The sequence below is a fragment of the Mycobacterium lehmannii genome, from assembly GCF_001499925.1.
Classification (GTDB): domain Bacteria; phylum Actinomycetota; class Actinomycetes; order Mycobacteriales; family Mycobacteriaceae; genus Mycobacterium; species Mycobacterium lehmannii.
Genome location: NZ_LQIR01000045.1, coordinates 149,479 through 172,718 on the forward strand (window position 1 = coordinate 149,479; position 23,240 = coordinate 172,718).

At 67.9% G+C, this 23,240-nt stretch carries 23 protein-coding genes; 5 read left to right on the forward strand and 18 right to left on the reverse strand.

What is annotated here, in order from left to right; genetic code table 11:
- The first annotated feature begins 16 nt into the window (after positions 1–16).
- Entirely contained in the window at positions 17–340 is a 324-nt protein-coding gene (gene mhuD / locus AU192_RS20145) for a mycobilin-forming heme oxygenase MhuD (RefSeq protein ID WP_064399378.1), read from the forward strand.
- Positions 321–1,694: a serine hydrolase gene (locus tag AU192_RS20150; RefSeq protein WP_423202719.1), complete on the forward strand. Its 1,374-nt coding sequence runs from the start codon at positions 321–323 to the stop codon at positions 1,692–1,694. The genes mhuD and AU192_RS20150 overlap by 20 nt, the downstream gene beginning before the upstream one ends.
- On the opposite strand, the gene AU192_RS20155 is transcribed toward AU192_RS20150, so the two are convergent.
- From AU192_RS20155 to ftsH, 17 genes are all read right to left on the reverse strand, one after another.
- On the reverse strand, positions 1,695–2,246 hold the full coding sequence (locus AU192_RS20155) for a histidine phosphatase family protein (protein WP_064399281.1): 552 nt from the start codon (positions 2,244–2,246) through the stop codon (positions 1,695–1,697).
- Positions 2,243–3,040 carry a CbtA family protein gene (locus AU192_RS20160; protein ID WP_064399282.1) on the reverse strand — a complete coding sequence of 266 codons (798 nt, stop codon included), beginning with the start codon at positions 3,038–3,040 and terminating at the stop codon, positions 2,243–2,245. The genes AU192_RS20155 and AU192_RS20160 overlap by 4 nt, the downstream gene beginning before the upstream one ends.
- A gap of 18 nt (positions 3,041–3,058) precedes the next feature.
- Positions 3,059–3,277 carry a CbtB domain-containing protein gene (locus AU192_RS20165; RefSeq protein WP_064399283.1) on the reverse strand — a complete coding sequence of 73 codons (219 nt, stop codon included), beginning with the start codon at positions 3,275–3,277 and terminating at the stop codon, positions 3,059–3,061.
- A 219-nt stretch (positions 3,278–3,496) separates the two neighbouring features.
- Positions 3,497–6,040 carry an ATP-dependent protease ATP-binding subunit ClpC gene (gene clpC1, locus AU192_RS20170; protein ID WP_064399284.1) on the reverse strand — a complete coding sequence of 848 codons (2,544 nt, stop codon included), beginning with the start codon at positions 6,038–6,040 and terminating at the stop codon, positions 3,497–3,499.
- A 274-nt stretch (positions 6,041–6,314) separates the two neighbouring features.
- Entirely contained in the window at positions 6,315–6,656 is a 342-nt protein-coding gene (lsr2, locus tag AU192_RS20175) for a histone-like nucleoid-structuring protein Lsr2 (RefSeq protein WP_064347878.1), read from the reverse strand.
- 108 nt (positions 6,657–6,764) lie between these two features.
- Complete coding sequence (gene lysS / locus AU192_RS20180) at positions 6,765–8,303, reverse strand: lysine--tRNA ligase (RefSeq protein ID WP_064399285.1); 1,539 nt, start codon at positions 8,301–8,303, stop codon at positions 6,765–6,767.
- 89 nt (positions 8,304–8,392) lie between these two features.
- A complete protein-coding gene (locus AU192_RS20185) occupies positions 8,393–9,208 on the reverse strand; it encodes a type III pantothenate kinase (RefSeq protein WP_064399286.1) in 816 nt (271 codons plus the stop codon).
- A gap of 4 nt (positions 9,209–9,212) precedes the next feature.
- A complete protein-coding gene (gene panD, locus AU192_RS20190; RefSeq protein ID WP_064399287.1) occupies positions 9,213–9,620 on the reverse strand; it encodes an aspartate 1-decarboxylase in 408 nt (135 codons plus the stop codon).
- Entirely contained in the window at positions 9,620–10,552 is a 933-nt protein-coding gene (gene panC, locus AU192_RS20195) for a pantoate--beta-alanine ligase (RefSeq protein WP_064399288.1), read from the reverse strand. Before panC ends, panD begins: the two co-directional genes overlap by 1 nt.
- The gene (locus AU192_RS20200; RefSeq protein ID WP_064399380.1) at positions 10,549–11,508 is read right to left on the reverse strand and encodes a Rossmann-like and DUF2520 domain-containing protein; all 960 of its coding nucleotides are present in this window, start codon (positions 11,506–11,508) and stop codon (positions 10,549–10,551) included. The genes panC and AU192_RS20200 overlap by 4 nt, the downstream gene beginning before the upstream one ends.
- An 89-nt stretch (positions 11,509–11,597) precedes the next feature.
- Positions 11,598–12,752 (reverse strand): DUF6779 domain-containing protein, encoded by a 1,155-nt coding sequence (locus AU192_RS20205; protein ID WP_064399289.1) that lies wholly within the window; start codon positions 12,750–12,752, stop codon positions 11,598–11,600.
- 77 nt (positions 12,753–12,829) lie between these two features.
- Positions 12,830–13,306, reverse strand: a complete 477-nt coding sequence (locus AU192_RS20210) for a DUF3180 domain-containing protein (protein WP_064399290.1) — start codon at positions 13,304–13,306, stop codon at positions 12,830–12,832.
- Positions 13,306–13,818 carry a 2-amino-4-hydroxy-6-hydroxymethyldihydropteridine diphosphokinase gene (gene folK / locus AU192_RS20215; protein ID WP_064399291.1) on the reverse strand — a complete coding sequence of 171 codons (513 nt, stop codon included), beginning with the start codon at positions 13,816–13,818 and terminating at the stop codon, positions 13,306–13,308. Before folK ends, AU192_RS20210 begins: the two co-directional genes overlap by 1 nt.
- Complete coding sequence (folB, locus tag AU192_RS20220) at positions 13,815–14,192, reverse strand: dihydroneopterin aldolase (protein ID WP_064399292.1); 378 nt, start codon at positions 14,190–14,192, stop codon at positions 13,815–13,817. The genes folK and folB overlap by 4 nt, the downstream gene beginning before the upstream one ends.
- Positions 14,185–14,982 carry a dihydropteroate synthase gene (gene folP / locus AU192_RS20225; protein WP_064399381.1) on the reverse strand — a complete coding sequence of 266 codons (798 nt, stop codon included), beginning with the start codon at positions 14,980–14,982 and terminating at the stop codon, positions 14,185–14,187. Before folP ends, folB begins: the two co-directional genes overlap by 8 nt.
- 20 nt (positions 14,983–15,002) lie before the next feature.
- On the reverse strand, positions 15,003–15,611 hold the full coding sequence (gene folE, locus AU192_RS20230; RefSeq protein ID WP_064399293.1) for a GTP cyclohydrolase I FolE: 609 nt from the start codon (positions 15,609–15,611) through the stop codon (positions 15,003–15,005).
- Between the two features lie 28 nt (positions 15,612–15,639).
- A complete protein-coding gene (gene ftsH, locus AU192_RS20235) occupies positions 15,640–17,949 on the reverse strand; it encodes an ATP-dependent zinc metalloprotease FtsH (protein WP_064399294.1) in 2,310 nt (769 codons plus the stop codon).
- Positions 17,950–18,217: 268 nt separating this feature from the next.
- Here ftsH and AU192_RS20240 point away from each other — a divergent pair, with 268 nt between their 5' ends.
- The 3 genes from AU192_RS20240 to AU192_RS20250 are packed head-to-tail and all read left to right on the forward strand — an operon-like array spanning position 18,218 to position 20,966.
- On the forward strand, positions 18,218–19,180 hold the full coding sequence (locus tag AU192_RS20240; RefSeq protein ID WP_207544960.1) for an alpha/beta fold hydrolase: 963 nt from the start codon (positions 18,218–18,220) through the stop codon (positions 19,178–19,180).
- The gene (locus AU192_RS20245) at positions 19,181–20,200 is read left to right on the forward strand and encodes a zinc-binding dehydrogenase (RefSeq protein WP_064399295.1); all 1,020 of its coding nucleotides are present in this window, start codon (positions 19,181–19,183) and stop codon (positions 20,198–20,200) included.
- 16 nt (positions 20,201–20,216) lie between these two features.
- Positions 20,217–20,966: an SIMPL domain-containing protein gene (locus AU192_RS20250; protein WP_064399296.1), complete on the forward strand. Its 750-nt coding sequence runs from the start codon at positions 20,217–20,219 to the stop codon at positions 20,964–20,966.
- A 23-nt stretch (positions 20,967–20,989) separates the two neighbouring features.
- On the opposite strand, the gene AU192_RS20255 is transcribed toward AU192_RS20250, so the two are convergent.
- Positions 20,990–23,209 (reverse strand): molybdopterin-dependent oxidoreductase, encoded by a 2,220-nt coding sequence (locus AU192_RS20255; protein ID WP_064399297.1) that lies wholly within the window; start codon positions 23,207–23,209, stop codon positions 20,990–20,992.
- Positions 23,210–23,240 lie beyond the last annotated feature (31 nt).

Consider the following 23,240-nt stretch of genomic DNA (forward strand, 5'->3'; position numbering starts at 1 on the left):
CGGTAGCCTGATGCGCATGGCAAGCCAGAATCCCGTCGTGAAGATCAACGCGATCGAGGTACCGCCCGACGCCGGTCCCGAACTGGAGAAGCGCTTCGCGCACCGGGCCCACGCCGTCGACAACCAGCCCGGCTTCCTCGGCTTTCAGCTGCTGCGCCCCATCAAGGGCGAGGACCGCTACTTCGTGGTGACGCAGTGGGAGTCCGAGGAGGCTTTCCAGGCCTGGGCGACGGGCCCGGCCATCGAAGCCCACAAGGGTCAGCAGGCCAACCCGGTGGCCACCGGCGCGTCTCTGCTCGAGTTCGAGGTCGTCCTCGACGTTGCGGGTGCTGACAAGTAGAGGCTCGCTCATCGCGTGCCGGGCGCTCGCGCTGACGGTCGCGGCCTCGTTGGTCGTCGCCGTCGGCGGCTGCGCGAAAGTCGGGCCTGCACCGGCCGACGCCGCGTACGGCACGCCCATCGAGATCAACACGCCCCAGGGGCTGCGGGCCAAGCAGACGCTGGACATGCTCAACTCCGACTGGCCGATCGGGCCCGTGGGAGTGCGCACGATGGCGGAGCCCGAGAAGGTCGACGAGATCGTCGCCAAGCTCGACCGGATCTGGTGGGACCGGCCGTTCAAGGTGACCGACGTCGACATCCGGGCCGGACAAGCCGAAGTCGGAGTGCTGACGTCGTACGGTGTCGCCCAGGAGATCGACCTTCGCACCAACGACGCCGGCATGGTCGACCGGTTCGATGTGACGCTGCGCCCGCCGGAGATCGACGAATGGTCCGATATCGACACCGAGATCACGAAGTCCGGGGCCCGCTACTCCTACCAGGTCTCGAAGGTCGTTGCCGACCAGTCGAAGTGCGATGTGGTGGCCGGGACCAACACCGAACTGTCGTTGCCGTTGGCATCGATCTTCAAGCTCTACGTGCTGCTCGCGGTCGCCGAAGCGGTCAAGGCGGGCACCCTCAAGTGGACCGACCCGCTGACCGTTACGAAGCGGGCCAAAGCGGTCGGCTCCGCGGGCCTGGAAGAACTTCCGCCCGGCTCCCGGGTGTCAGTGAGAACCGCTGCGCAGCAGATGATCTCGGCCAGCGACAACATGGCCACCGACCTTCTCATCGATCGTCTGGGGACGGGCGCCGTTGAGCGGGCACTGGTTATGGCACGCCATCACGACCCGGCCAGCATGACGCCGTTTCCGACCATGCACGAGATGTTCTCGGTCGGCTGGGGGCGGCCCGATCTTCGCGAGCAGTGGCGCCAGGCGGTCGAGACGGGTAGCCCGCAAGTTCGGGCGCAACTGCTCGCACAGACCAATTCGCGCCCGTACGAACCGGATCCGCAGCGCACGCATACCCCGGCGTCGAACTTCGGGGCGGAGTGGTACGGCAGCGCCGCCGACATCTGCCGCGTGCACATCGCGCTACAGGCCGCCGCCGTGGGTGAGGCCGCGCCGGTGAAGGACATCCTGTCGGCGATACCCGGCATCGATCTCGACGGGTCCAAGTGGGGCTACATCGGCGCCAAAGGCGGAAACCTGCCTGGTGACCTCACGTTCAGCTGGTATGCCGTCGACCACACGGGGCAGCCGTGGGTGGTCAGCTTCCAGTTGAACTGGCCCCGCTACCGCAGCCCCACCGCCGCGGGGTGGTTGTTGTCGATCGTGCGCCAGACCTTCGACCTGGTGCCGATCGGCTGATCAGCGGTTCGACCGGAGCGTCCAGGCGTGGCCACGGAAATGCATCACCGTCCGGCTCACCGGCGCAATGTCGATGCGCCAGAACGACTTCGGCGGAGCATCCAACGCGATGAGGATGGCGGCGCGGACCACCGCCGGATGTGTCACCGCGACCAGCCTGCTTCGACGGTCGGTCAACGAGTCCATCCAGTCGCGAACCCGGTCGACCAGCTCGACAACCGATTCGCCGCCGTGCGGCGCCCGGGTCGGGTCGGTCAGCCAGATCGCCAAGTCGGCCGGTCGCACCCCGCTCAGCACGTCGCCGCGCCATCGGCCGCAGTCCAGGTCCGCCAACCGACCGTCCACATCGGCTTGCAGGCCGAGCAGTTCGGCGGTCTGCCTGGTGCGCTTCTCGGGACCGCACAGAGCCGCGTCGACGACCCCTAGGTTGATCGACGCGTCGACCTGCCGGTGGCCGGTCGGGTTCAACGGCTCGTCGTTGGGAAATCGTCCGGCCGACATCGCATCGGTCAGCGCGTGCGATACCAGCGTCAGCCGGACGACCTCACTCACGCAGGGATGCTCTCCCGGCGGTTCTGTTCGAGCAGCCGCGCGGCCATCGCACCGAAGACCAATGCGATCGTCGTGTACATGACGATCTGGGTGCCCAACGAGTACAGCCGGAACTCGTAGAGCACATCCGCCGGGAAGCCCTCGTAGACAATGTTTCCGGCGTCGTCGGTCAACGGTCCCGGTGTCTCGTTGATGCTCGGCAGCACCAGCATCACGACCGCCACCGCGACGATGTAGGACCCCGCAGCGGCCAGCGCCGCATTCCATGTCCCCAGGCGTTCGGCCAGCCGTCGGCCCAGATACACCGCGCCGACCAGAAGCGCCGCCGACAAAACCACCGTCAGCAGGTACAGCAGCGTGCGCTGGCGGATGGTCTCGTCCAGGCTCAGAGCCGGCGGGCTCGGGGGATACTTCAGGGCGGGAACGACGTACAGGCTCAACAGCATTCCGCCGGCCACATATACCGACAGCAGCCGTGCCGAGATATTGCCGACGCGGCCGTAGGCCACGGCGAAGATCACCGCGAAGATCGCGCCGATCGCCAGGCTGAACAGCAATACGCCCAGTCCCATACCGATGTTCATCTGAACGGCGCGCTCGAATCCGCCGCCCTCGCCGTGGCTATGACCCGCGCCTTCGGCGTGTTCCAGCGCCTCGTGCGCGGCCCCGACACCGTCCTCATAGGCGATGGCCAGGTCGATCTGCGGTTCGACGAAGATGCGCGCGAAGACGAACGCGAGTACGCCGGCGACGGCACCTGCGAGCAGGCCACGCCAGATGATCTGCTTTTCCATGTTCGGTTACCTCGGCCGTCAGTGGCAGGGGAAGCCGAGCAGGTGCCGGGCGTCGTGCACGAACTCGTGGATCGCGGTGTTGTCCGCACCGAACACCGACGTCGCGCCCTGGTCCAGGCCGATGAAGTAGAGCACCAACAGCGCCAGGAAGGTGGTTGCCGACAGCCACACGGCCGCTCCGGTGGCGGACAGGTCGAGTGCGGGTGCAACGCTTTTGCGGGTGTCGGGTGAGGTCATGTCGGTGTCCTTTCCGGGATTTCGCGTCCCGAGTTCTAAGGTGACGGCGAGCGTCGGGTCTGACTTGACACAGTGGCGCGACCGTTCTGGATTCTCACCAGATTCCTTCGCCCGCCGATAACATCGCACATCCTAACCACTCGGTCCAGCGGTAGCGGGATCGGACGGAAAACGGGCGGCACCCGTGTGGGTACCGCCCGTTCTCTCTGCGTGATGCCGCTATTCGGTTGGGCCTACAGCGCCTGCCGCACCGGCCTGGGCCAGGTCCGGCTCGGCCACCGGAGCCGGCCGCTTGGTGCCCTTGAAGGTGAACACCGCGTCCTCTCCGGCGCTTTCGCCGTCCCAGTTGTCGACGTCGACCGTGATGAGCTGGCCGGGGCCGATCTCCTCGAACAAGATCTTTTCCGACAGCTGGTCCTCGATCTCGCGCTGGATGGTGCGCCGCAGCGGCCGCGCGCCGAGCACGGGATCGAACCCGCGCTTGGCCAGCAACTCCTTGGCCCGGTCCGTCAGCTCCATCGTCATGTCCTTGGCCTTCAGCTGGGCGGACACGCGGCCGATCATCAGGTCGACCATCTTGATGATCTCGTCGCGGGTCAGCTGGTGGAACACGATGATGTCGTCGATACGGTTGAGGAACTCCGGGCGGAAGTGCTTCTTCAGCTCGTCGTTGACCTTCTGCTTCATCCGCTCGTAGTTGTTGTCTCCGCCGCCCTGGGAGAAGCCCAGCCCGACCGCCTTGGAGATGTCGGACGTGCCCAGGTTCGACGTGAAGATCAGCACGGTGTTCTTGAAGTCGACCGTGCGGCCCTGGCCGTCGGTCAGGCGGCCGTCCTCGAGGACCTGCAACAGGCTGTTGTAGATCTCCTGGTGGGCCTTCTCGATCTCGTCGAACAGCACCACCGAGAACGGCTTGCGCCGCACCTTCTCGGTGAGCTGGCCACCCTCCTCGTAGCCGACGTAGCCCGGAGGGGCGCCGAACAGCCGCGAGGCGGTGAACCGGTCGTGGAATTCGCCCATGTCGATCTGGATGAGCGCGTCGTCGTCGCCGAACAGGAAGTTGGCCAGCGCCTTGGACAGCTCCGTCTTACCGACACCGGACGGGCCGGCGAAGATGAACGAACCGGACGGACGCTTCGGGTCCTTCAGGCCTGCACGGGTACGCCGGATCGCCTTGCTGACCGCCTTGACGGCGTCCTCCTGGCCGATGATCCGCTTGTGCAGCTCCTCCTCCATGCGCAGCAGCCGGGTGGTCTCCTCCTCGGTCAGCTTGAACACGGGGATGCCGGTCCAGTTGCCGAGCACCTCGGCGATCTGCTCGTCGTCGACCTCGGCGACAACGTCGAGATCACCTGAGCGCCACTGCTTCTCGCGCTCGGCACGCTGCGCGACGAGCTGCTTCTCCTTATCGCGCAGGCTGGCCGCCTTCTCGAAGTCCTGCGCGTCGATCGCGGACTCCTTCTCCCGGCGCGCATCGGCGATCTTCTCGTCGAACTCGCGCAGGTCTGGCGGCGCGGTCATACGTCGGATCCGCATCCGGGCGCCGGCCTCGTCGATCAGGTCGATCGCCTTGTCCGGCAGGAACCGGTCGTTGATGTAGCGGTCGGCCAGGGTGGCCGCCGCGGCGATGGCACCGTCGGTGATCGAGACGCGGTGGTGCGCCTCGTAGCGGTCGCGCAGCCCCTTGAGGATCTCGATGGTGTGCGCAACGGTCGGCTCACCGACCTGCACCGGTTGGAAACGACGCTCCAGCGCGGCGTCCTTCTCGATGTACTTGCGGTACTCGTCGAGCGTGGTGGCGCCGATCGTCTGCAGCTCGCCGCGGGCCAGCTTCGGCTTAAGGATTGAAGCGGCGTCGATCGCGCCCTCGGCGGCACCCGCACCGACCAGCGTGTGCAGCTCGTCGATGAACAGGATGATGTCGCCGCGGGTGTTGATCTCCTTGAGGACCTTCTTCAGGCGCTCTTCGAAGTCACCGCGGTACCGGCTGCCTGCCACAAGGGACCCCAGGTCCAGCGTGTAGAGCTGCTTGTCCTTCAGCGTCTCGGGCACGTCGCCGTGCACGATGGCCTGCGCCAGGCCCTCGACGACGGCGGTCTTGCCGACGCCGGGCTCGCCGATCAGCACCGGGTTGTTCTTGGTGCGACGGCTCAGCACCTGCATCACCCGCTCGATTTCCTTCTCGCGGCCGATGACCGGGTCGAGCTTGCCCTCCATCGCGGCCGCGGTCAGGTTGCGGCCGAACTGGTCGAGCACCAGCGAGGTGGACGGATTGCCCGCCTCGCCGCCGCGGCCGCCTGTGCCGGCTTCCGCGGTCTCCTTGCCCTGGTAGCCCGAAAGCAGCTGGATGACCTGCTGACGCACGCGGGTGAGCTCGGCGCCCAGCTTCACGAGCACCTGGGCTGCGACGCCCTCGCCCTCACGGATGAGGCCGAGCAGGATGTGCTCGGTGCCGATGTAGTTGTGGCCGAGTTGCAGCGCCTCGCGGAGGCTGAGCTCCAGCACCTTCTTGGCGCGCGGGGTGAACGGGATATGGCCCGACGGCGCCTGCTGGCCCTGGCCGATGATCTCCTCGACCTGGCTGCGCACGCCCTCGAGCGAGATGCCCAGCGACTCCAGCGACTTGGCCGCTACGCCCTCACCCTCGTGAATAAGTCCCAACAGGATGTGCTCGGTGCCGATGTAGTTGTGGTTGAGCATCCGGGCCTCTTCTTGAGCCAGGACGACGACCCTGCGGGCACGGTCGGTGAATCTCTCAAACATCGGTGGTTACCTGCTCTCCATCAATTGGTCGGTGCCACGCGCGCCCAACGGTCTCGAGTACGCACCACACCACCGTCCACTCTAGTGGGCAGTAGGGCGGCACGTCCCGCCCGCCGGTCTGCTCTAAGCGGACACCCGGGGCCTCGACGCGCACGGGATCGAATACCCGCCGCTATGGGAGAGCAACGCATCGGTCGGCCAATTCGTTTCCCAATCGAGCCCCGATGGCTTCGCGGCTAGCGAACAACCGCCACGGCGCACGTGAGGATCGCCGCTACGTAGCGGCGTGGAAGGCGTCGATCACATCGGCGGGAATGCGCCCACGCGTCGACACATTGTGTCCGTTACGCCGGGCCCACTCGCGGATCGCCGCGCTTTGCTCGCGATCGATCGCCGCCCGCCCGCGACCCGACCCGGCGGCACGTCCGCGCCGACGGCCGCCGACCCGACGACCGGAATCGACCCACGGCTTCAGGGCGTCGCGCAGCTTTGCGGCATTCTTCGAAGAAAGGTCGATCTCATAGGTGACCCCGTCGAGGCCGAATTCAACAGTCTCGTCGGCCGCACCTTCGCCGTCGAAATCATCGACCAAGGTGACGGTAACTTTCTTCGCCATTTAAACACGCCCTTCTGCGCGATCACAGGACCGCAGTAAAGTATCGAACCCGGCACCAATGTGCCATATCTGTGTGCGCTATACAACAAAGATCATACGCCGCCGCGTTCAGTTGCCGTGGCGCCGAACAATCGGGAACAAAACCGTCTCTCTAATCGACAGTCCCGTCAGGGCCATCATCAATCTGTCGATACCCATTCCGGTCCCTGTGGACGGCGGCATGGCATACTCCAGGGCTGCCAGAAAATCCTCGTCAAGGACCATCGCCTCGTCATCACCTGCGGCCGCCGCCCTCGCCTGGGCTTCGAACCTTTCGCGTTGGATTACGGGATCGATCAACTCCGAATAGCCGGTTGCCAGTTCGAAACGCCGGATATAGAGATCCCATTTCTCGGTGACACCCTCAATACTGCGGTGTGGCCGCGTAAGGGGGGTCGTCTCGACGGGGAAATCACGGACGAACGTGGGCGCCCACAAAGTGTTCCCGACGGTGTGCTCCCACAGTTCCTCGACCAATTTCCCGTGACCGTAACCCCGGTCGCGAGGGATCTCGACTCCGAGGCGATCGGCGATCGCCCATAACTTCTCGGCCGGTGTTTCCGGTGTGATCTCTTCGCCCAGAGCTTCAGACAGTGATGGATACATTTCGACGGACTGCCATTCGCCATCAAGATCATAGACAGTGCCATCGGGCAATGGCACCTCGCGTGTTCCGATCGCCTCGTCCGCGACTTCTTGAATAATCTCTCGGGTCACGACGGCGGAATCGTCGTAGGTCCCGTATGCCTGATATGTCTCGAGCATCGCGAATTCCGGGGAATGCGTGGAATCGGCGCCTTCGTTTCTGAACACCCGATTCAACTCGAAGACGCGCTCGAATCCACCGACCAGTGCGCGCTTGAGAAACAGTTCGGGTGCGATACGCAGATATAGGTCGGCATCGAGCGCATTGGAGTGCGTCACGAACGGCCGCGCCGCGGCGCCGCCCGCGAGTGTCTGCAGCATCGGAGTTTCGACTTCCAGGAATCCGCGCCGTTCCAGCGCCGTCCGCACCGCGCGCACCACCGCGACCCGCTGGCGAGCGACGGTCCTGGCTTCGGGACGCACGATGAGGTCGACGTAGCGCTGCCGAACCCGGGCCTCTTCGCTCATCTCCTTGTGCGCCACCGGCAGCGGCCGGAGGGCCTTCGAAGCCATTTGCCACGAGTCGGCAAGCACCGAGAGTTCGCCGCGCCGGGAGCTGATCACCTCTCCTCGCACGAACACGATGTCGCCGAGGTCTACGTCGGCCTTCCACGCGTCCAGCGATTCCTGTCCGACCTTGTTGAGGCTGATCATCGCCTGCAGCTGTGTGCCGTCCCCCTCCTGCAGCGTGGCAAAGCACAGCTTTCCGGAGTTGCGGGCGAACATCACCCGTCCGGCCACACCCACGATCTGGCCCGTCTCGTCACCGGCGGTCAGATCGGGATAGGCCGCGCGGATCTCGGCCAGGGAATGGGTGCGCGCGATCTCCACCGGATACGGCTCGCGCCCCTCGGCGAGCAGCCGCTCACGCTTGGCCTGACGGATCCGGTACTGCTCCGGAAGGTCAGGCTCGGATGTGGCGTCCGCGGCCGGTGTGGTGCGGGACGGGTCGGGTTCGGTCACGTCGTGCCAGCCTAAATGAACGGGTACCGACGAGGAATTTCGGTGCGTCGACGCTGACCTGGCAACCAGTTGGGCACCGAAATCATTTTTCAGCGGGCCTGTTTGAGGCGGCCGCGCTGGTTGTCGCGGTTGCGCTCGAACACCAGCCGCAAGCCGTCGAGGGTGAGGTGCTCGTCGTAATGCTGAACCGTGCGCATATCCGGCAGCAGCAGCGGCGCGGTGTGCCCGGTGGCGACCACGGCGATGTCGGTTCCACCGAAGCCGTCGACGTCGTCGCGGATGCGCTGCACCAGGCCGTCGACCAGGCCCGCGAACCCGAACACCGCACCGGCCTGCATGCACTCGACGGTGTTCTTCCCGATGACCGAACGCGGTCGGGTCAGCTCGACGCGACGCAACGCCGCCGATCGCGCCGCGGCCGCGTCAGACGACACCTCGACACCGGGAGCGATCGCGCCGCCGAGGAACTCGCCCTTCGCCGAGACCACGTCGACGCAGATCGACGAGCCGAAGTCAACGACGATGGCCGCGGTGCCGTACTTGTGGTAGGCCGCCAGGCAGTTCACGATGCGGTCGGCGCCGACTTCCTTCGGGTTGTCCACCAGCAGCGGGATCCCCGTGCGGACACCGGGCTCGATCAACACATGCGGCACCGACGGCCAGTACTGGCGCAACATCTCGCGCAGTTCGTGCATCACCGACGGGACGGTCGACAGCCCGGCCGCCCCGGTCAGGCGTTCGGAGTCGTCGCCGATCAGCCCGTCGATGGTCAGGGCGAGTTCATCGGCGGTGACTTCCGATTCGGTGCGAATCCGCCACTGCTGCACGACTTTGGCGTGCTCTCCGGAACCCGACACCAAACCCACGACGGTGTGGGTGTTACGGACGTCGATGGCTAGTAACACGGTCTCACCGTGGCGACATCAACTCGGCCGCGTCGGCCGGTACGAACGCCGGATCGTGACCGAGGTCGACCTGCCTGTTGTCGGCGTCGACGAACACGATCCGCGGTTGGTACGCCCTGGCTTCGGCCTCCTCCATGGTGCCGTAGGCGATCAGGATCACCAGATCCCCGGGATGAACGAGATGCGCTGCCGCACCGTTGATCCCGATCACACCGCTGCCACGCTCACCGGTGATGGCATACGTCACCAGCCGGGCGCCGTTGTCGATGTCGACGATCGTCACCTGCTCACCCTCGAGCAGGTCGGCGGCCTCCATGAGGTCGGCGTCGATGGTCACCGATCCGACGTAGTGCAGGTCGGCCTTCGTGACCGTCGCGCGGTGGATCTTCGATTTCAGCATTGTCCGTAACATCAGTTCCTCCAAGGAAGTTCGTGCTCGTCAAACGCGACGTCCGGGCCAGGCCCCGACGGCACCCCGATATCTATGGCGATGTTGTCCAGCAGCCTGGTGGGCCCCAGCCGGCCGGCCACCAACATGCGCGCCGCCCCGACCTCCGGTGCGGGCCCGAGCATCGGGTCGCGCACGTCGAGATAATCGACCTCGATGGCCGGCACCGAGTCGAGCACCGCGCGTGCGGCGTCCAACGCTGCCGCGGCCCCCTCCCCAGCGGCGTACATCCCGGCCAGCAGCGCGGCCGACAGCGCGCCTGCGTGTTCGCGCTGCTCGGGGTCCAGGTACCGGTTGCGCGACGACATCGCCAGCCCGTCGGCCTCCCGCACGATCGGCACACCCACGATCCTGGTGTCGACGTTGAGGTCGTCGACCATCTGCCGGATCAGCGCCAACTGCTGGTAGTCCTTCTCCCCGAAGAACGCCTGGTCGGGCCGGACGATGTTGAGCAGCTTGAGCACCACCGTCAGCACACCCGCGAAATGCGTTGGCCGAGAGTTGCCTTCGAGGTCGGCACCGAGCGGACCGGGATGCACCGACGTGCGGGTGCCGTCGGGGTACATGTCGGCGACGGTCGGAGTGAACGCGATCTCGACCCCTTCCTCGCCCAGGGCGGCGAGGTCGTCGTCGAGCGTGCGCGGATACGCATCGAGGTCCTCACCGGCCCCGAACTGCAGCGGGTTGACGAAGATCGACACCACCACGACGGCGCCCTGGACACGCTTGGCGGAGCGGATGAGCATGCGGTGACCCTCGTGCAGAGCGCCCATCGTGGGCACCAGCATCACGCGTCGACCGGTGGCACGCAGCGCCCTGGTGACTGCCGCGACGTCACCGGGTTTCGAGTAGACGTTCAGTTCGCCCGCCGTGAACTGCGGTTTGCGGGCGGTCATCGGCCCGGCTCCGTCCGTCGCGAGCTCCCGCCGCGGTCCGGATCGGCGGTGAGCACGGCGACCACCTCGTCTGGGGCGTGCGCGCGCTGGGCGGTGCGCAATGAGTTCGCCCGATATGCCTGCGCCAATTCGGGATTCACCTCCGTCAGGGCTTCGAGATGACGCGCCACAGCGGCGGCGTCCCCGCGTGCCACCGGGCCGGTCAATGCCGCCTGACCGCGTTGGAGCGCGTTCTCCAGTGACGCGCGCGCCAGCGGGCCGACGACCCGCTCGGGCAGACCTCCAGGCGTATCGCCGACCAGTTCCTGGCCGAGCAGCTCCTGGCCCCACAGCGCCGACCGCAATCCCTCGACCGCGTCGAGCAGCACCGTCACCAGGTGATTGCTGGCATGCGCCAGTGCCGCGTGATAGAGCGTGCGCGCGTCCTCGCGGACCCGGAACGGCTCCCCGCCGATCTCGAGCACAAGCGATTGGGCGATGGCGTATCCGACCTCGTCGGCTGCCGTCACCCCGAAGCAGGTGTCGGCTAGGCGGTCGATGTCCTCGTCGGTGCCGGTGAAGGTCATCGCCGGATGGATCGCCAGCGGTATGCAGCCCTGCGACGTCAGCGGTGTCAGCACGGCGATTCCGTTCGCACCGGAGGTGTGCGCGACGATCGTGCCCGACCGCACCGACCCGGTCGCGGCCAGACCGGACACCAACTTCTCGAGCTCGGCGTCGGGCACCGCGAGGATCAGCAGTTCGCAACGGCTCGCCACCTCGTCGACCGGAAGCACCGCGGTGTCGGGCAGCCGACGCTGGGCGCGGTCGCGCGACGCACGCGAGACCCCGCTGCACGCCACCACGACGTGCTCGGCGCGCTCGAGGGCGACACCCAGCGCGGAGCCGACACGACCTGCTGAAACGATGCCGACAGTGAGCCGCGCCGGGCGGAATCCGCCAGGTGGGGTCCCCATGGCGACCATGAAGTCGACCTCGCTGCGAGTTGATGTGTGTACGTTCCAGTCCCGCGGTGCGGGTACCGGACGGTCGCTACGAGATTAACTCACTCCTCGCGGTGTCTGCGACGCCCGCCCGGTGTGGGGCTCGCCTGAAGCCGGGCCAACAGTTCGGCGACGGACTGTCCGGCGGTGTCGGGGTCGTCGGCGCTGCGGTGCCGCCGCCCTGTGGGAGGCGGTGGTTCCGGCGGTTCTGGGGGCACGGTCTGCTGCGCGGGGCTCCCCGGATCGCCGCTGGCCGGCGACGCCGAATGCCTGCCACGTCGCGGTTCGGGCGACGGTGTCGAGGCGTCGGGCTCGGCGGCCGGGCCGGCCACATCGTCCTCGGGTTCTGGGGCCCGGCGCCTACCGACGTACTCGGTCGTCGATCCGTTGCCGCGCGAGACCCAGTTGCTGCCCGGGGCGCCCGGCGGAAGCCAGCGCCCGTCCGCGGGTGCGGGCTGCCAGTCGCTCGTCGGCGGCGGCTGGTGAGGTGGTGGCGGCGGCGACCACGAGCTCGGCTCCTCGGCCGGCTGGCGGCCCCAGTCTGCGTCGGCGGCTCTGCGGTGCGCCCCACCGCGCTCGGCGGCCGGCTGCTGCCAGTCGAACTCCGGCGGTTGGGGTTCGGCGGGCACATCGATGATCGGGCTTTCCTCGGTCCGCTCCTCGATGTCGGGCCGGTACTCGTCGATGCGGCTGCTGCTGACGCGCCCCGTGGTCTCCGAATCCCGCGCCCAATCGCTGTAGGCGCGCACCGTCGTGCGCTCGGGCTCGATGGCGGGCCGGTGCGACAGGTCCGCGTCGAAGAGGATCTCCAGGTTGGCGCGCAGCGCGGACAGTTCGGCCCGCAGGGTGGCCATCTCGTCGGCGGCCTGGGCGCGCACCTCGGCTTCAAGTTCGCGGCGCAGTTGCGTCTCCAACGACAGCTCGTATTCGCGCCGCGCCGAGATCTCGCGGTCCAGCTGCAGGTCGTAGACGAGCTTGAGGTCGCGCACCTTGGCCTGATCGACGTCGCTCTGGCGTCGGTAGATGACCGATACGAACGCAGCGACCACCGCGGCCCACAACGCCAGGATGACCGCCAGCTTGAGCAGCTCCACCCGATCGGTGAACACCAGGGCGGAGCTGGCCGCGATCGCCAGCACCAGCAACGCGGTCAACAGCATCCAACCCGGCCTGCGGCCGGCACGCCGATAGCGTGCGCTGCGGGTCGGATCGGTCATGGGGGCGACTGTACCTGTCACAGGTCACTCCGCGTGTCGCCTCGTCGGCGATTCGTTCTCGCGTCGGCCGAACTTCGTTAATCCGTTGCCCCATTGGGGTTCTCCGGCGGCTCGCCCGGCGACTTGCAGCAATGCTGCAACCACAGCGCAGCAACCACCAGAGCCAGTCCGCACCCGGCTGCCACCGCGGCGCCCGCGGTGTCCTCGGCGGCGACGCGCAGAGTGGAGCGACGCGGCAACAGGTAGACCAGGACGGCCACCCACCAACCGAAGACCAGCGCGCCGACCCATGCCGAGGCCTTGGCGATCACCACGGACCTCGCCACCGCGAGGGGGTTCAGCCGCCCGGATCCCACGCCGATCTCGCCGTCGTTGATCTTGGCTCGCACATGGAACGCCCAGCCCGCTTCGGCGATGGCGACGGCCAGCAGCGAGACACCCGTCCACAGGGTTATCGGCGGGAACCACCGATACGACGCGAGCACGAGCAAATAGCCGACGACAGCGGTGAGCAGCGCAGCGGCCGCGAGGTCGCGCTTGCGCGTCGGTCCCATCAGCGCAACACCAATCCGGTGCGGTGGACGCCTTCGCGTTCGGCCGTTTCGAGTGCCCCGAGCAGTTCGTCGACCCGGCGCGGCTCGCCTGCGACCGTCAGCACCGCGTCCGGATCCACCGCCAGCCACGGCACCAGCACGAAGGCGCGTTCATGGGCACGCGGATGCGGCAGAGTCAGCTCGGCGTCCTGTGAGATCAGCTCACGACCCCCGGTTCGGCAGGTCACGATGTCGACGTCGAGCGTGCGGGGGCCCCATCGCTGTTCGCGCACCCGCTCGGCGGCTCGTTCGAAGTCGTGGGCGCGCCGTAGCCAACCGTGGCCGTCGAGCGCGGGATCGTCGGCGATGAGGACGGCGTTGAGGAACGGTCCCTGCTCGACACCGCCCCACGGCGCGGTCTCGTACACCGGCGACGCCGCGCGCAGCGCACCGCCGAGCCCGTCGGCGACCGACCGAAGCATCGCCAGCCGGTCGCCGAGATTCGATCCGATCGACAGAACCGCGGTGGTCACGGGCCACCCCGACCGCGCCGCGAACGACGCGCGACGACCGCGACGTCGGAGAACGTCAGCGGGATCGGTGCGGCGGGCTTGTGCAGGACCACCTCGACGGCGTGCACTCGCTCGTCTTCCATGACGCCGTCGGCGATCTCTGCGGCCACCGTCTCGATCAGGTCCCGCGGTGGTCCGGCGATGATGTCGGCCGCCCGCTGGGCCAACCCGCCGTAGTCCAAGGTGTCGGCGAGGTCGTCACTGGCCGCCGCGGCCGCGAGGTCGATCCAGACCGTGATGTCGACGATGAAGTCCTGGCCGTCGCGACGCTCGTGCTCGTACACGCCGTGATGGCCGCGAACTCGCAAGCCCCGCAACTCGATTCGGTCAGCCATGCGACCAGGCCTCCAACACCTTCACCGCGTCGACCGAGGCGCGCACATCGTGCACCCGCACGCCCCAGGCGCCGTGCAGACCTGCCAGCGCCGAGATCACCGCCGTCGCGGTCTCCCGCCCGTCCGGCGGCCGCGGTTGTCCCTCGGAGTCCGCGAGCAGCGTTCCGAGGAAGCGTTTCCGCGACGCGCCGACCAACACCGGAATGCCGGTGGCGACGAATTCGGGCAGCGCCCGCAACAGCATCCAGTTGTGGTCGCCCGTCTTGGCGAAGCCCAGCCCCGGATCGATGATCAGGTTGGCCGGGTCGACGCCGGTGGCCACCGCGGCGTCCACACTGGCGAGCAGTTCGGTCCGGACCTCGTCGACCACGTTCCGATATGCGGGCACCGCGTGCGGCCGGTCCGCGCCCACCGATCGCCAATGCATCAGCACCCAAGGCACTTTCGCGTCGGCGAGCAACGGCGCCATGTCCGGGTCCGCACGCCCGCCGGAGACGTCGTTGACGATCTGGGCGCCGTTCTCGAGCGCGGCGCGCGCGACGTCGGCGTGCATGGTGTCGATGCTGACGGTGACGCCGTGGGCGGCGAGCTCCCTGATGACCGGGCACACCCGCGATTTCTCGACGTCAGGCTCGATGCGCGTCGCGCCGGGGCGAGTGGACTCACCGCCCACGTCGACGATCGCCGCGCCTTGGCTCACCAGCTCGAGCCCGTGCTCGACGGCGCGGTCGCGGTCGAGGAACAGCCCTCCGTCGGAGAAGGAGTCGTCGGTGACGTTCACGACTCCCATGACTCGCACCCGTGTCGAGTTCACTTGCGCAATATCAGGTCCAGCGCCTCGGCCCTCGATGCCGCGTCGACCTTGAACTGCCCGCGCACGGCCGATGTGGTCGTCACCGCGCCCGGCTTGCGCACCCCGCGCATCGCCATGCACAGGTGCTCGGCCTCGACCACGACGATCACACCCCGCGGATCGAGTTTGCGCATCATCGCGTCCGCGATCTGACCGGTGAGCCGTTCCTGCACCTGCGGTCGCTTGGCGTAGAGATCGACCAGCCGGGCGATCTTGGACAACCCGGTGACGCGGCCGTCCTCGCCGGGGATGTAGCCGACGTGCGCGACGCCGTGGAACGACACCAGGTGGTGCTCGCATGTCGAGTACATCGGGATCTGCTTGACCAACACCAGTTCGTCGTGCTGCTCGTCGAACGTGGTGTCCAGCACCGAATCCGGATCGATGTAGAGGCCGGCGAACAGCTCCTTGTACGCCCGCGCGACCCGCGCGGGCGTGGACTCCAGGCCGTGGCGGTCCGGGTCCTCGCCCACCGCGAGCAGCAGTTCGCGGACCGCCGCCTCAGCGCGCGGCTGGTCGAAGTTCGCGGGACTGAAGGTGACAGAGTTGTGCTGCGACTGCGCCAATGGAGCCTCCTGTGAGCCGGTCGGCCTGTCAGCCGTTACGCCGGCTGTTGTCCTGACCCTTGTCCTCGTGCGGTTGGGGTGGCGCACCCTGTTGCTGCGGTGGCCCCTGCTGCGGATACGGCTGATACGGCGGATAGGGCTGCTGCTGTTGCCAACCCTGGTGCGGCGGCGGATACCAGTAGCCGTGCGGCTGCTGGACGGGGGGCTGTTGCTGCTGCTGCTGTGGCGGCGGCGGCCAGCCCGGTGCGTGCCATCCCGCGGGGGCGCCGTAGTCCGGCTGTGTCGGACCGGCCGAACCGTTGCCGCTGCCGTTGGCGCCGTTGGGCCCGCCCTCGGCCACCTTGGTGGCTTCGGCGGCCTTGGTGGCCGCGGCGATCGCGGCCTTGAAAGCGGGTTCGGGCACCGGTTTCGGCCATTCCTCGCCGCGCTCGATCGCGAGCTCGCCGGGGGTCTTGATCGGCGGCTTGTCGGATGGCACCCGCCCGCCGAAGTCGTCGAACATGGTCAGCCGCGGACGCTTCTTCACGTCGCCGAAGATCTCCTCGAGCTCACGGCGGTGCAGGGTCTCCTTCTCCAGCAGCTCGCCGGCGAGGGTGTCGAGCACGTCGCGGTACTCGGTCAGGATCTCCCAGGCCTCGGTGTGGGCGGCCTCGATGAGCTTGCGGATCTCGTCGTCGATGATTTGGGCGACCTCGTGGCTGTAGTCGGCCTGGGTGCCCATGGTGCGGCCCAGGAACGGATCGCCGTGCTCGGTGCCGTAGCGCACCGCGCCGAGCTTGGAGCTCATGCCGTACTCGGTGACCATCGCGCGGGCGATCTTGGTGGCCTGCTCGATGTCGGACACCGCCCCGGTGGTCGGCTCCCGGAACACCAGTTCCTCGGCCGCGCGTCCACCCATCGCGAACACCAGCCGCGCGATCATCTCCGAGCGGGTCATCAGGCCCTTGTCGTCCTCGGGGACCGCCATCGCGTGGCCGCCGGTGCGGCCGCGGGCCAGGATCGTCACCTTGTAGATCGGGTCGATGTCCGGCATCGCCCACGCGGCGAGCGTGTGCCCGCCCTCGTGGTAGGCGGTGATCTTCTTCTCCTGCTCGCTGATGATGCGGCTCTTGCGCCGGGGCCCGCCCACGACGCGGTCGACGGCCTCCTCCAGCGCCGGGCCGGTGATCACCGTGCCGTTCTCGCGGGCGGTCAGCAGTGCGGCCTCGTTGATGACGTTGGCCAGGTCGGCGCCGGACATGCCGACGGTGCGCTTGGCCAGCCCGTCGAGGTCGGCGTCGGGGGCGATCGGCTTACCCGCGGAGTGCACCTTGAGCACGGCGCGACGGCCGGCAAGGTCGGGGTTGGAGACCGGGATCTGGCGGTCGAAGCGGCCCGGCCGCAGCAACGCCGGGTCGAGGATGTCGGGCCGGTTCGTGGCCGCGATCAGGATGACGCCCTGACGGTCGCCGAAGCCGTCCATCTCGACCAGCAGCTGGTTGAGTGTCTGCTCGCGTTCGTCGTGGCCGCCGCCCAGGCCGGCGCCGCGCTGACGGCCGACCGCGTCGATCTCGTCGACGAAGATGATGCAGGGGCTGTTCTGCTTGGCCTGCTCGAACAGGTCACGCACGCGGGAGGCGCCGACGCCGACGAACATCTCGACGAAGTCCGAGCCCGAGATCGTGAAGAACGGCACCCCGGCCTCGCCGGCCACGGCGCGCGCCAGCAGCGTCTTACCGGTGCCGGGCGGGCCGAACAGCAACACGCCCTTGGGGATTTTGGCGCCGAGCGCCTGATACCGCGACGGGTTCTGCAGGAAGTCCTTGATCTCGTAGAGCTCTTCGACGGCCTCGTCGACGCCGGCGACGTCGGCGAAGGTGGTGCTCGGCATGTCCTTGTTGAGCATCTTGGCTTTGGACTTGCCGAACCCGAAGCCCATCCGGCCGCCGGTCTGCATGCGGGAGAACATCACGAACAGGCCGACCAGCAGCAACAGCGGCAGCAGGTAGATCAGCAGCGAGCCGAGCATGCTGCCCTGGTTGACGACCGTGTTGGTCTTGACGTTCTTGTCCTGAAGCGCCTCGAACAGCGTGACCCCGTACCCGGTCGGGTACTTGGTGAGGATCTTGTCGCTGTTCTCGGTGTCGCCGTTGCCGCTCTTGAGTTCGAGCCGCAGCTGCTGTTCACGGTCGTCGATCTGCGCGCTCTTGACGTTGTCGCCGTTGATTTGGGCGACCGCCACCGACGTGTCGATGGGCTTGTAACCCCGCGTGTCGTCGCTGAAGTAGTAGAAGGACCACCCCAGCAACAGCACGACCGCTATCACGCTCAGCGTGCGGATGACATTTTTCCGATTCATCAACTATCCGTCGTCGTCCGGCCGCGTGGCGGGCCGTTGTCCCCGGCCGTCAGCGACCACTCCTGCCTTCAATGCCTTTTCAAGCCGTCGAAGCCTCTCCAACAAGTACGCGGTTGGAATAGTTCAGGCTACCGCTAGACCAACGAACCAAGGTTCCCGACGGTTCTCCCGACATCCCGGCGAACGTGGGTTACCCGCACGCTGCCGGCCGCGGCGGCGTGCTTCAACCACACACTCGCGCACCGAGGACTGTGCTTGGGTGGGGATCGTGATCACCTCGACCGAGCGGTTCGTCGACACCAACGGCGTGCGCCTGCGGGTGCTCGAGGCGGGCGAACCGGGCGCTCCGCTGGTGGTACTCGCCCACGGTTTTCCCGAACTCGCATTCTCTTGGCGCCATCAGATGCCCGCATTGGCCAAGGCCGGCTATCACGTGCTGGCTCCCGATCAGCGCGGCTACGGGCAGTCGTCCAAGCCCGATGCCGTCGACGCCTACACGGTGGTCGAGCTCAGCGCCGACATCGTCGGCCTGCTCGACGACGTCGGCGCCGACCGCGCGGTCATCGTCGGGCACGACTTCGGCGGGGTGGTGGCCTGGGCTGCGCCGCTGCTGCATCCGGACCGCTTCGCCGGCGTTGTCGGTGTCTGCACACCGCCGGTGCCGCGCTCGCGGGTGCCCACGACGCAGGCGTTCCGCCGCATCTTCGGCGAGAAGTTCTTCTACATCCTCTACTTTCAGGAGCCGGGTCCGGCCGACACGGAGCTCAACCGAGACCCCGCCACGTCGATCCGCAAGCTGCTCGCGTCGACGGCCTCGTCGAAGGGCGGGCTCGTCGGCGACCGGATGATCGCGCAGGGACCGGCTGGGCTCCTGTCCCGTATCCCCGAGCCCGACGGCCTGCCCGACTGGATCAACGAGCGCGAACTCGACCACTACGTCGAGGAGTTCACCCGCACGGGCTTCACCGGTGCGCTCAACTGGTACCGCTGCTTCGACCGCAACTGGGAGCTGACGGCGAACACCCCGGCGACGACCATCGGCGTGCCTGCGTTGTTCGTCGGCGCCACAGAGGATCCGACCCAGGCCTTCGCCCGGCGGGACCGCGCCCGCGAGGTGGTTACCGGCGACTATCGCGAGGTGATGATCGACGGCGGGCACTGGTTGCCGCAGGAGCGGCCCGCGGCGGTCAACGCCGCGCTGCTGGAGTTCTTGAACCGATTGGATTGGTGAATGCGCGCTGCCGTACTGCGAGGCGGACAGATGGTGGTCCGCGACGACGTGCCCGAACCGGTTCCCCAAGAGGGTCAGGTCCTGGTCGCGGTCAAGGCTTGCGGGATCTGCGGTTCAGATCTGCACTTCGCCAAGCACGGCGACCAGATGGTGCGGCTGACCCGCGAGATCACCGGTATGCCGGTGCAAGGAGGCCTGCCGGTCGACCTCGGCGATGACGTGTTCATGGGCCACGAATTCAGCGCTGAGATCCTCGAGGCCGGTCCCGGCACCGACGCACCCCCGCCGGGAACTCTAGTCACGTCGCTACCGGTGTTGTTGTCGCCCAAGGGCTTCGAGCCGATCATGTCCAGCAACACCGTACTCGGTGGATACGCAGAGAGGATGCTGCTGTCGGTGCCGCTACTGCTGAGCGTGCCGGACGACGTCGACCCCCGGCACGCCGCATTGACCGAACCGATGGCCGTCGGGTTGCACGCCGTCAACAAGTCCGCCATCACCGCCGGCGAGGCCGCGCTGGTCATCGGCTGCGGTCCGATCGGCATCGCGATCATCGCCGCCCTGCGGCTCAAGGGCGTCGAACACATTGCGGCGGCGGACTTCTCGGTGCGCCGGCGGGAACTCGCCGCGACTATGGGCGCGCACGTGACGCTCGATCCCGCGCAGGGTTCTCCGTTCGACGGCGCGACACCCGCGGTGATCTTCGAGGCCGTCGGCGTCCCCGGGATCATCGACGACGTGATGCGCAGGGCTCCGTTGGGCAGCCGCCTGGTGGTGGCCGGAGTGTGCATGCAGCCCGACACGGTCACGCCGTTGTTCGGCATCGCCAAGGAGATCAGCGTCCAGTTCGTCAACTCCTACGACCACAACGAGTTCGCGGAGACGTTGCGCGCCATCGCCGACGGGCGCATCGATGTCTCGCCGCTGATCACCGGCGAGGTGGGACTCGAAGGCGTCGGCGCCGCGTTCGACGAACTCGCCGACCCCGACACGCACTGCAAGATCATGGTGACCCCCTGACGGTAGGGTGCCAGCCATGCCAATCGCTGCCCGGGCGAATACGCCCACCCGAATCCTCGCGGCCGCGGCGGTGGGGTTCATCGCCCTGCTCTCGGGCTGTGACGCGACGGCCGCCCCCGTCCTCACCAACGACGACGACAGCGCACAGCGCCAGGTGACGGTCGTCGGCACCGGTGAGGTGCTCGGCACGCCCGACACACTGATGATCAACGCGGGGATGGAGGTCGTCGCCGCCGACGCCGCCGGCGCGCTGAACCAGACCAGCCAACTGCAGCGTGGCGTCATCGACGCGCTGGTCGACTCGGGCATCGACCGCAAGGACATCAACACCTCCGAGGTGAGCGTGCAGCCGCAGTACGCCGGCGGCGACAACACCACCATCAACGGCTACCGGGCGACGAACACGATCGACGTCAAGGTCCGCGCGCTCAACACGGCGCCACAGGTGTTCGGGATCATCGCGAGCAGGGGCGGCAACGCGACGAGGATCAACAACGTCACCCTCGCCATCGAGGACGACTCACAGCTGGTGCGCGAAGCGCGCGCCCGGGCCTTCAACGATGCCAAGAGCCGCGCCGAACAGTACGCGCTGCTCGCCGAATTGGACCTCGGCAAGGTCATCTCGATATCCGAGGTGCCTTCTTCGTCACCCCCGACGCCGTATCAGGGTCCACGCGGCCAGGCCGCGGATATGGCGACGGTGCCGATCGAGCCGGGCCAGCAGGCCGTCGGCTTCAACGTCACCGTGGTCTACGAGCTGACCTAACCCGCTCTAGTTGAATTGCCGGCTCAGCCGGCTGGCGCGATATCTACTGGGATCCCGTTGAGCACCGCGGTCCCCGACAGCGGATCCAGATGGTTGCCGTCGTTGAGCTGGTTGACGTTCACGCCCGGCGCACCGGCCGCCACCCGTTGACCCGTGCCGTCGCGGTCGTGGCCCCAGCCGTGCGGTAACGACACCACGCCTCGCCGCATATCCGGCGTGATCTCGACCGGCGCCAGCAGCTCACCTCCCGGCCCCTTGACGACGGCGGTGTCGGTCAGGCCGAGCTCGGCGGCGTCGTCGGGGTGGATCCGCAGCGTGCACTGGTTGGAGCCGCCCGAAAGCGCGGGCAGGTTGTGCATCCAGCTGTTGTTGGAACGCAGGTGCCGTCGCCCGATGAGCACGAACCCGTCGGCCCGCACACCGAGCGCATTCCGCAGTCGCGCGACGTCGGCGGTCAACTCGGGCGGTGCCAGTTCGATCCGTCCGGACGGCGTTCGCAGCACCTCGGCGAGGCGCGGACGCAGCGGACCGAGGTCGATGCCGTGCGGTGCGGCCTTGAGCTTGGCCAGCGTAAGACCGTCGGGGTTGGCGCCGAACGCGTCTCCGTAGGCGCCGAGGCGCAGCATCATGTCGAGGCGCCGTTCGTAGCCGGCAGCCGTCGGCAGCATCGCGGTCATCTCGTCGACGGATCGCCCGGCGACCGGCGAGTCGGGGTCGGCGGTCTCCTTGGCCAGCGTCGCCGCGATCACCTGATCGTCGACCAGCATCGGATCGGCGCCGGGGCCCAGACCGTAGAGAATCAGGGCGATGCGCGCGAGGATCTCGGCTTCGTCCGGTCGGTCGGTCAACGGGAGCGCAGGCGGTGAGTACCGCGCGTTGTTGCGCACCGCCAGGCCGTTGAGCGCGACGTCGAAGTGCGCGCTGCGCGACGGCGGAGGCGGCGGCAGGATGACGTCGGCGTGCCGGGTGGTCTCGTTCAGGTACGGGTCGATGCTCAGCATGAACTCGACGCGCTCCAGCGCCTTGTCGAGTCGATCGCCGTCGGGCGCCGACAGCACCGGGTTGCCCGCGATCGTGATCATGGCCTTGATCTGCCCGTCGCCGGGGGTGTCGATCTCCTCGGCCAACGCTGCGGCCGGAAACTCCGACAGCACTTCGGGATAACCCGATACGCGGCTGTGCCAACGCCCGGTGGAAAAGCCCCGGCCTCGCTTGGGCGGCCGCGCCGCGGACGCGATCGGCGATTGCGGGAACATCGCGCCGCCGGGGTGATCCAGGTTGCCGGTCAGGATGTTCACGACATCGACGAGCCAGCTGCCCAAGGTGCCGAATTCCACGGTGGACGTGCCGATCCGGCCGTACACGGCGGCCGACGGCGCCGCCGCGAGTTCGCGTGCCAGCGTGCGGATGTCGTCGGCGGGCACCCCGCAGTACGCCTCGACCGTGTCCGGTGAGAAGTCGGCGGCGAGCGCACGCACCAGGTCGACACCGTCGACGTGCCCGTCGAGGCCCTTCAGGTCCGCGAGGTCCTCATCGAAGAGCACGTGGACGACGCCCAGGAGCAGCGCCGCGTCGGTGCCGGGTCGCGGCGCCAGGTGGCGGTCGGCGAGTTCGGCGGTACGCGTGCGGGCGGGGTCGATGACCACGAGGCGGCCGCCGCGCCTGCGCAGCGCGCGCAGCTTGCCGGGAAAGTCGGCGGCGGTCGCGAGGCTGCCGTTGGAGACAAGGGGGTTCGCACCGATGATCACGAGGTAGTCGGTGCGGTCGAGGTCGGGCACGGTGAACGCGACGGGGCTGCCGAACATCAGGCCCAGCGCGACGTGCTTGGGCATCTGGTCGAGGGTGCTCGCGGAGTACACCTGTCGGGTGCCCAGCGCCTTCACGACCAGCGGGGTGTACAACCCGCCGGCGATGGTGTGGGCGTTCGGATTGCCCAGGTAGACGCCGACGGCCGCACCGCCGTGCTCGGCGATGACACCCCCGAGCCCCTCCGCGGCCGCGGCGAACGCCTCCTCCCAGGTCGTCTCGGTCAGCACACCGTCACGCCGGATCATCGGCCGGGCCAACCGGTCGGGATCGTTGTCGAGTTCGCCGAAGCTGGCGCCCTTCGGGCAGATGAAGCCGTGGCTGAACACGTCGTCGCGGTCGCCGCGGGCACCGACAACGCGACCGTCGTCAATGGTGAGGACCAGGCCGCAGGTGGCCTCACACAGGGGGCAGATCCTCAGCGCCGTCGTCGTCATGCCCCCATCTTGCGCCGAAATTGCATTCCGG

Coding starts and splice junctions, on each gene's coding strand:
- mhuD (WP_064399378.1), top strand. CDS start 17: ATGGCAAGCCAGAATCCCGTCGTGAAGATCAACGCGATCGAGGTACCG.
- AU192_RS20160 (WP_064399282.1), bottom strand. CDS start 3,040: ATGGAAAAGCAGATCATCTGGCGTGGCCTGCTCGCAGGTGCCGTCGCC.
- AU192_RS20165 (WP_064399283.1), bottom strand. CDS start 3,277: ATGACCTCACCCGACACCCGCAAAAGCGTTGCACCCGCACTCGACCTG.
- clpC1 (WP_064399284.1), bottom strand. CDS start 6,040: ATGTTTGAGAGATTCACCGACCGTGCCCGCAGGGTCGTCGTCCTGGCT.
- lsr2 (WP_064347878.1), bottom strand. CDS start 6,656: ATGGCGAAGAAAGTTACCGTCACCTTGGTCGATGATTTCGACGGCGAA.
- panD (WP_064399287.1), bottom strand. CDS start 9,620: ATGTTACGGACAATGCTGAAATCGAAGATCCACCGCGCGACGGTCACG.
- panC (WP_064399288.1), bottom strand. CDS start 10,552: ATGACCGCCCGCAAACCGCAGTTCACGGCGGGCGAACTGAACGTCTAC.
- AU192_RS20200 (WP_064399380.1), bottom strand. CDS start 11,508: ATGGGGACCCCACCTGGCGGATTCCGCCCGGCGCGGCTCACTGTCGGC.
- AU192_RS20205 (WP_064399289.1), bottom strand. CDS start 12,752: ATGACCGATCCGACCCGCAGCGCACGCTATCGGCGTGCCGGCCGCAGG.
- AU192_RS20210 (WP_064399290.1), bottom strand. CDS start 13,306: ATGGGACCGACGCGCAAGCGCGACCTCGCGGCCGCTGCGCTGCTCACC.
- folB (WP_064399292.1), bottom strand. CDS start 14,192: ATGGCTGACCGAATCGAGTTGCGGGGCTTGCGAGTTCGCGGCCATCAC.
- folP (WP_064399381.1), bottom strand. CDS start 14,982: ATGGGAGTCGTGAACGTCACCGACGACTCCTTCTCCGACGGAGGGCTG.
- ftsH (WP_064399294.1), bottom strand. CDS start 17,949: ATGAATCGGAAAAATGTCATCCGCACGCTGAGCGTGATAGCGGTCGTG.
- AU192_RS20245 (WP_064399295.1), top strand. CDS start 19,181: ATGCGCGCTGCCGTACTGCGAGGCGGACAGATGGTGGTCCGCGACGAC.
- AU192_RS20250 (WP_064399296.1), top strand. CDS start 20,217: ATGCCAATCGCTGCCCGGGCGAATACGCCCACCCGAATCCTCGCGGCC.
- AU192_RS20255 (WP_064399297.1), bottom strand. CDS start 23,209: ATGACGACGACGGCGCTGAGGATCTGCCCCCTGTGTGAGGCCACCTGC.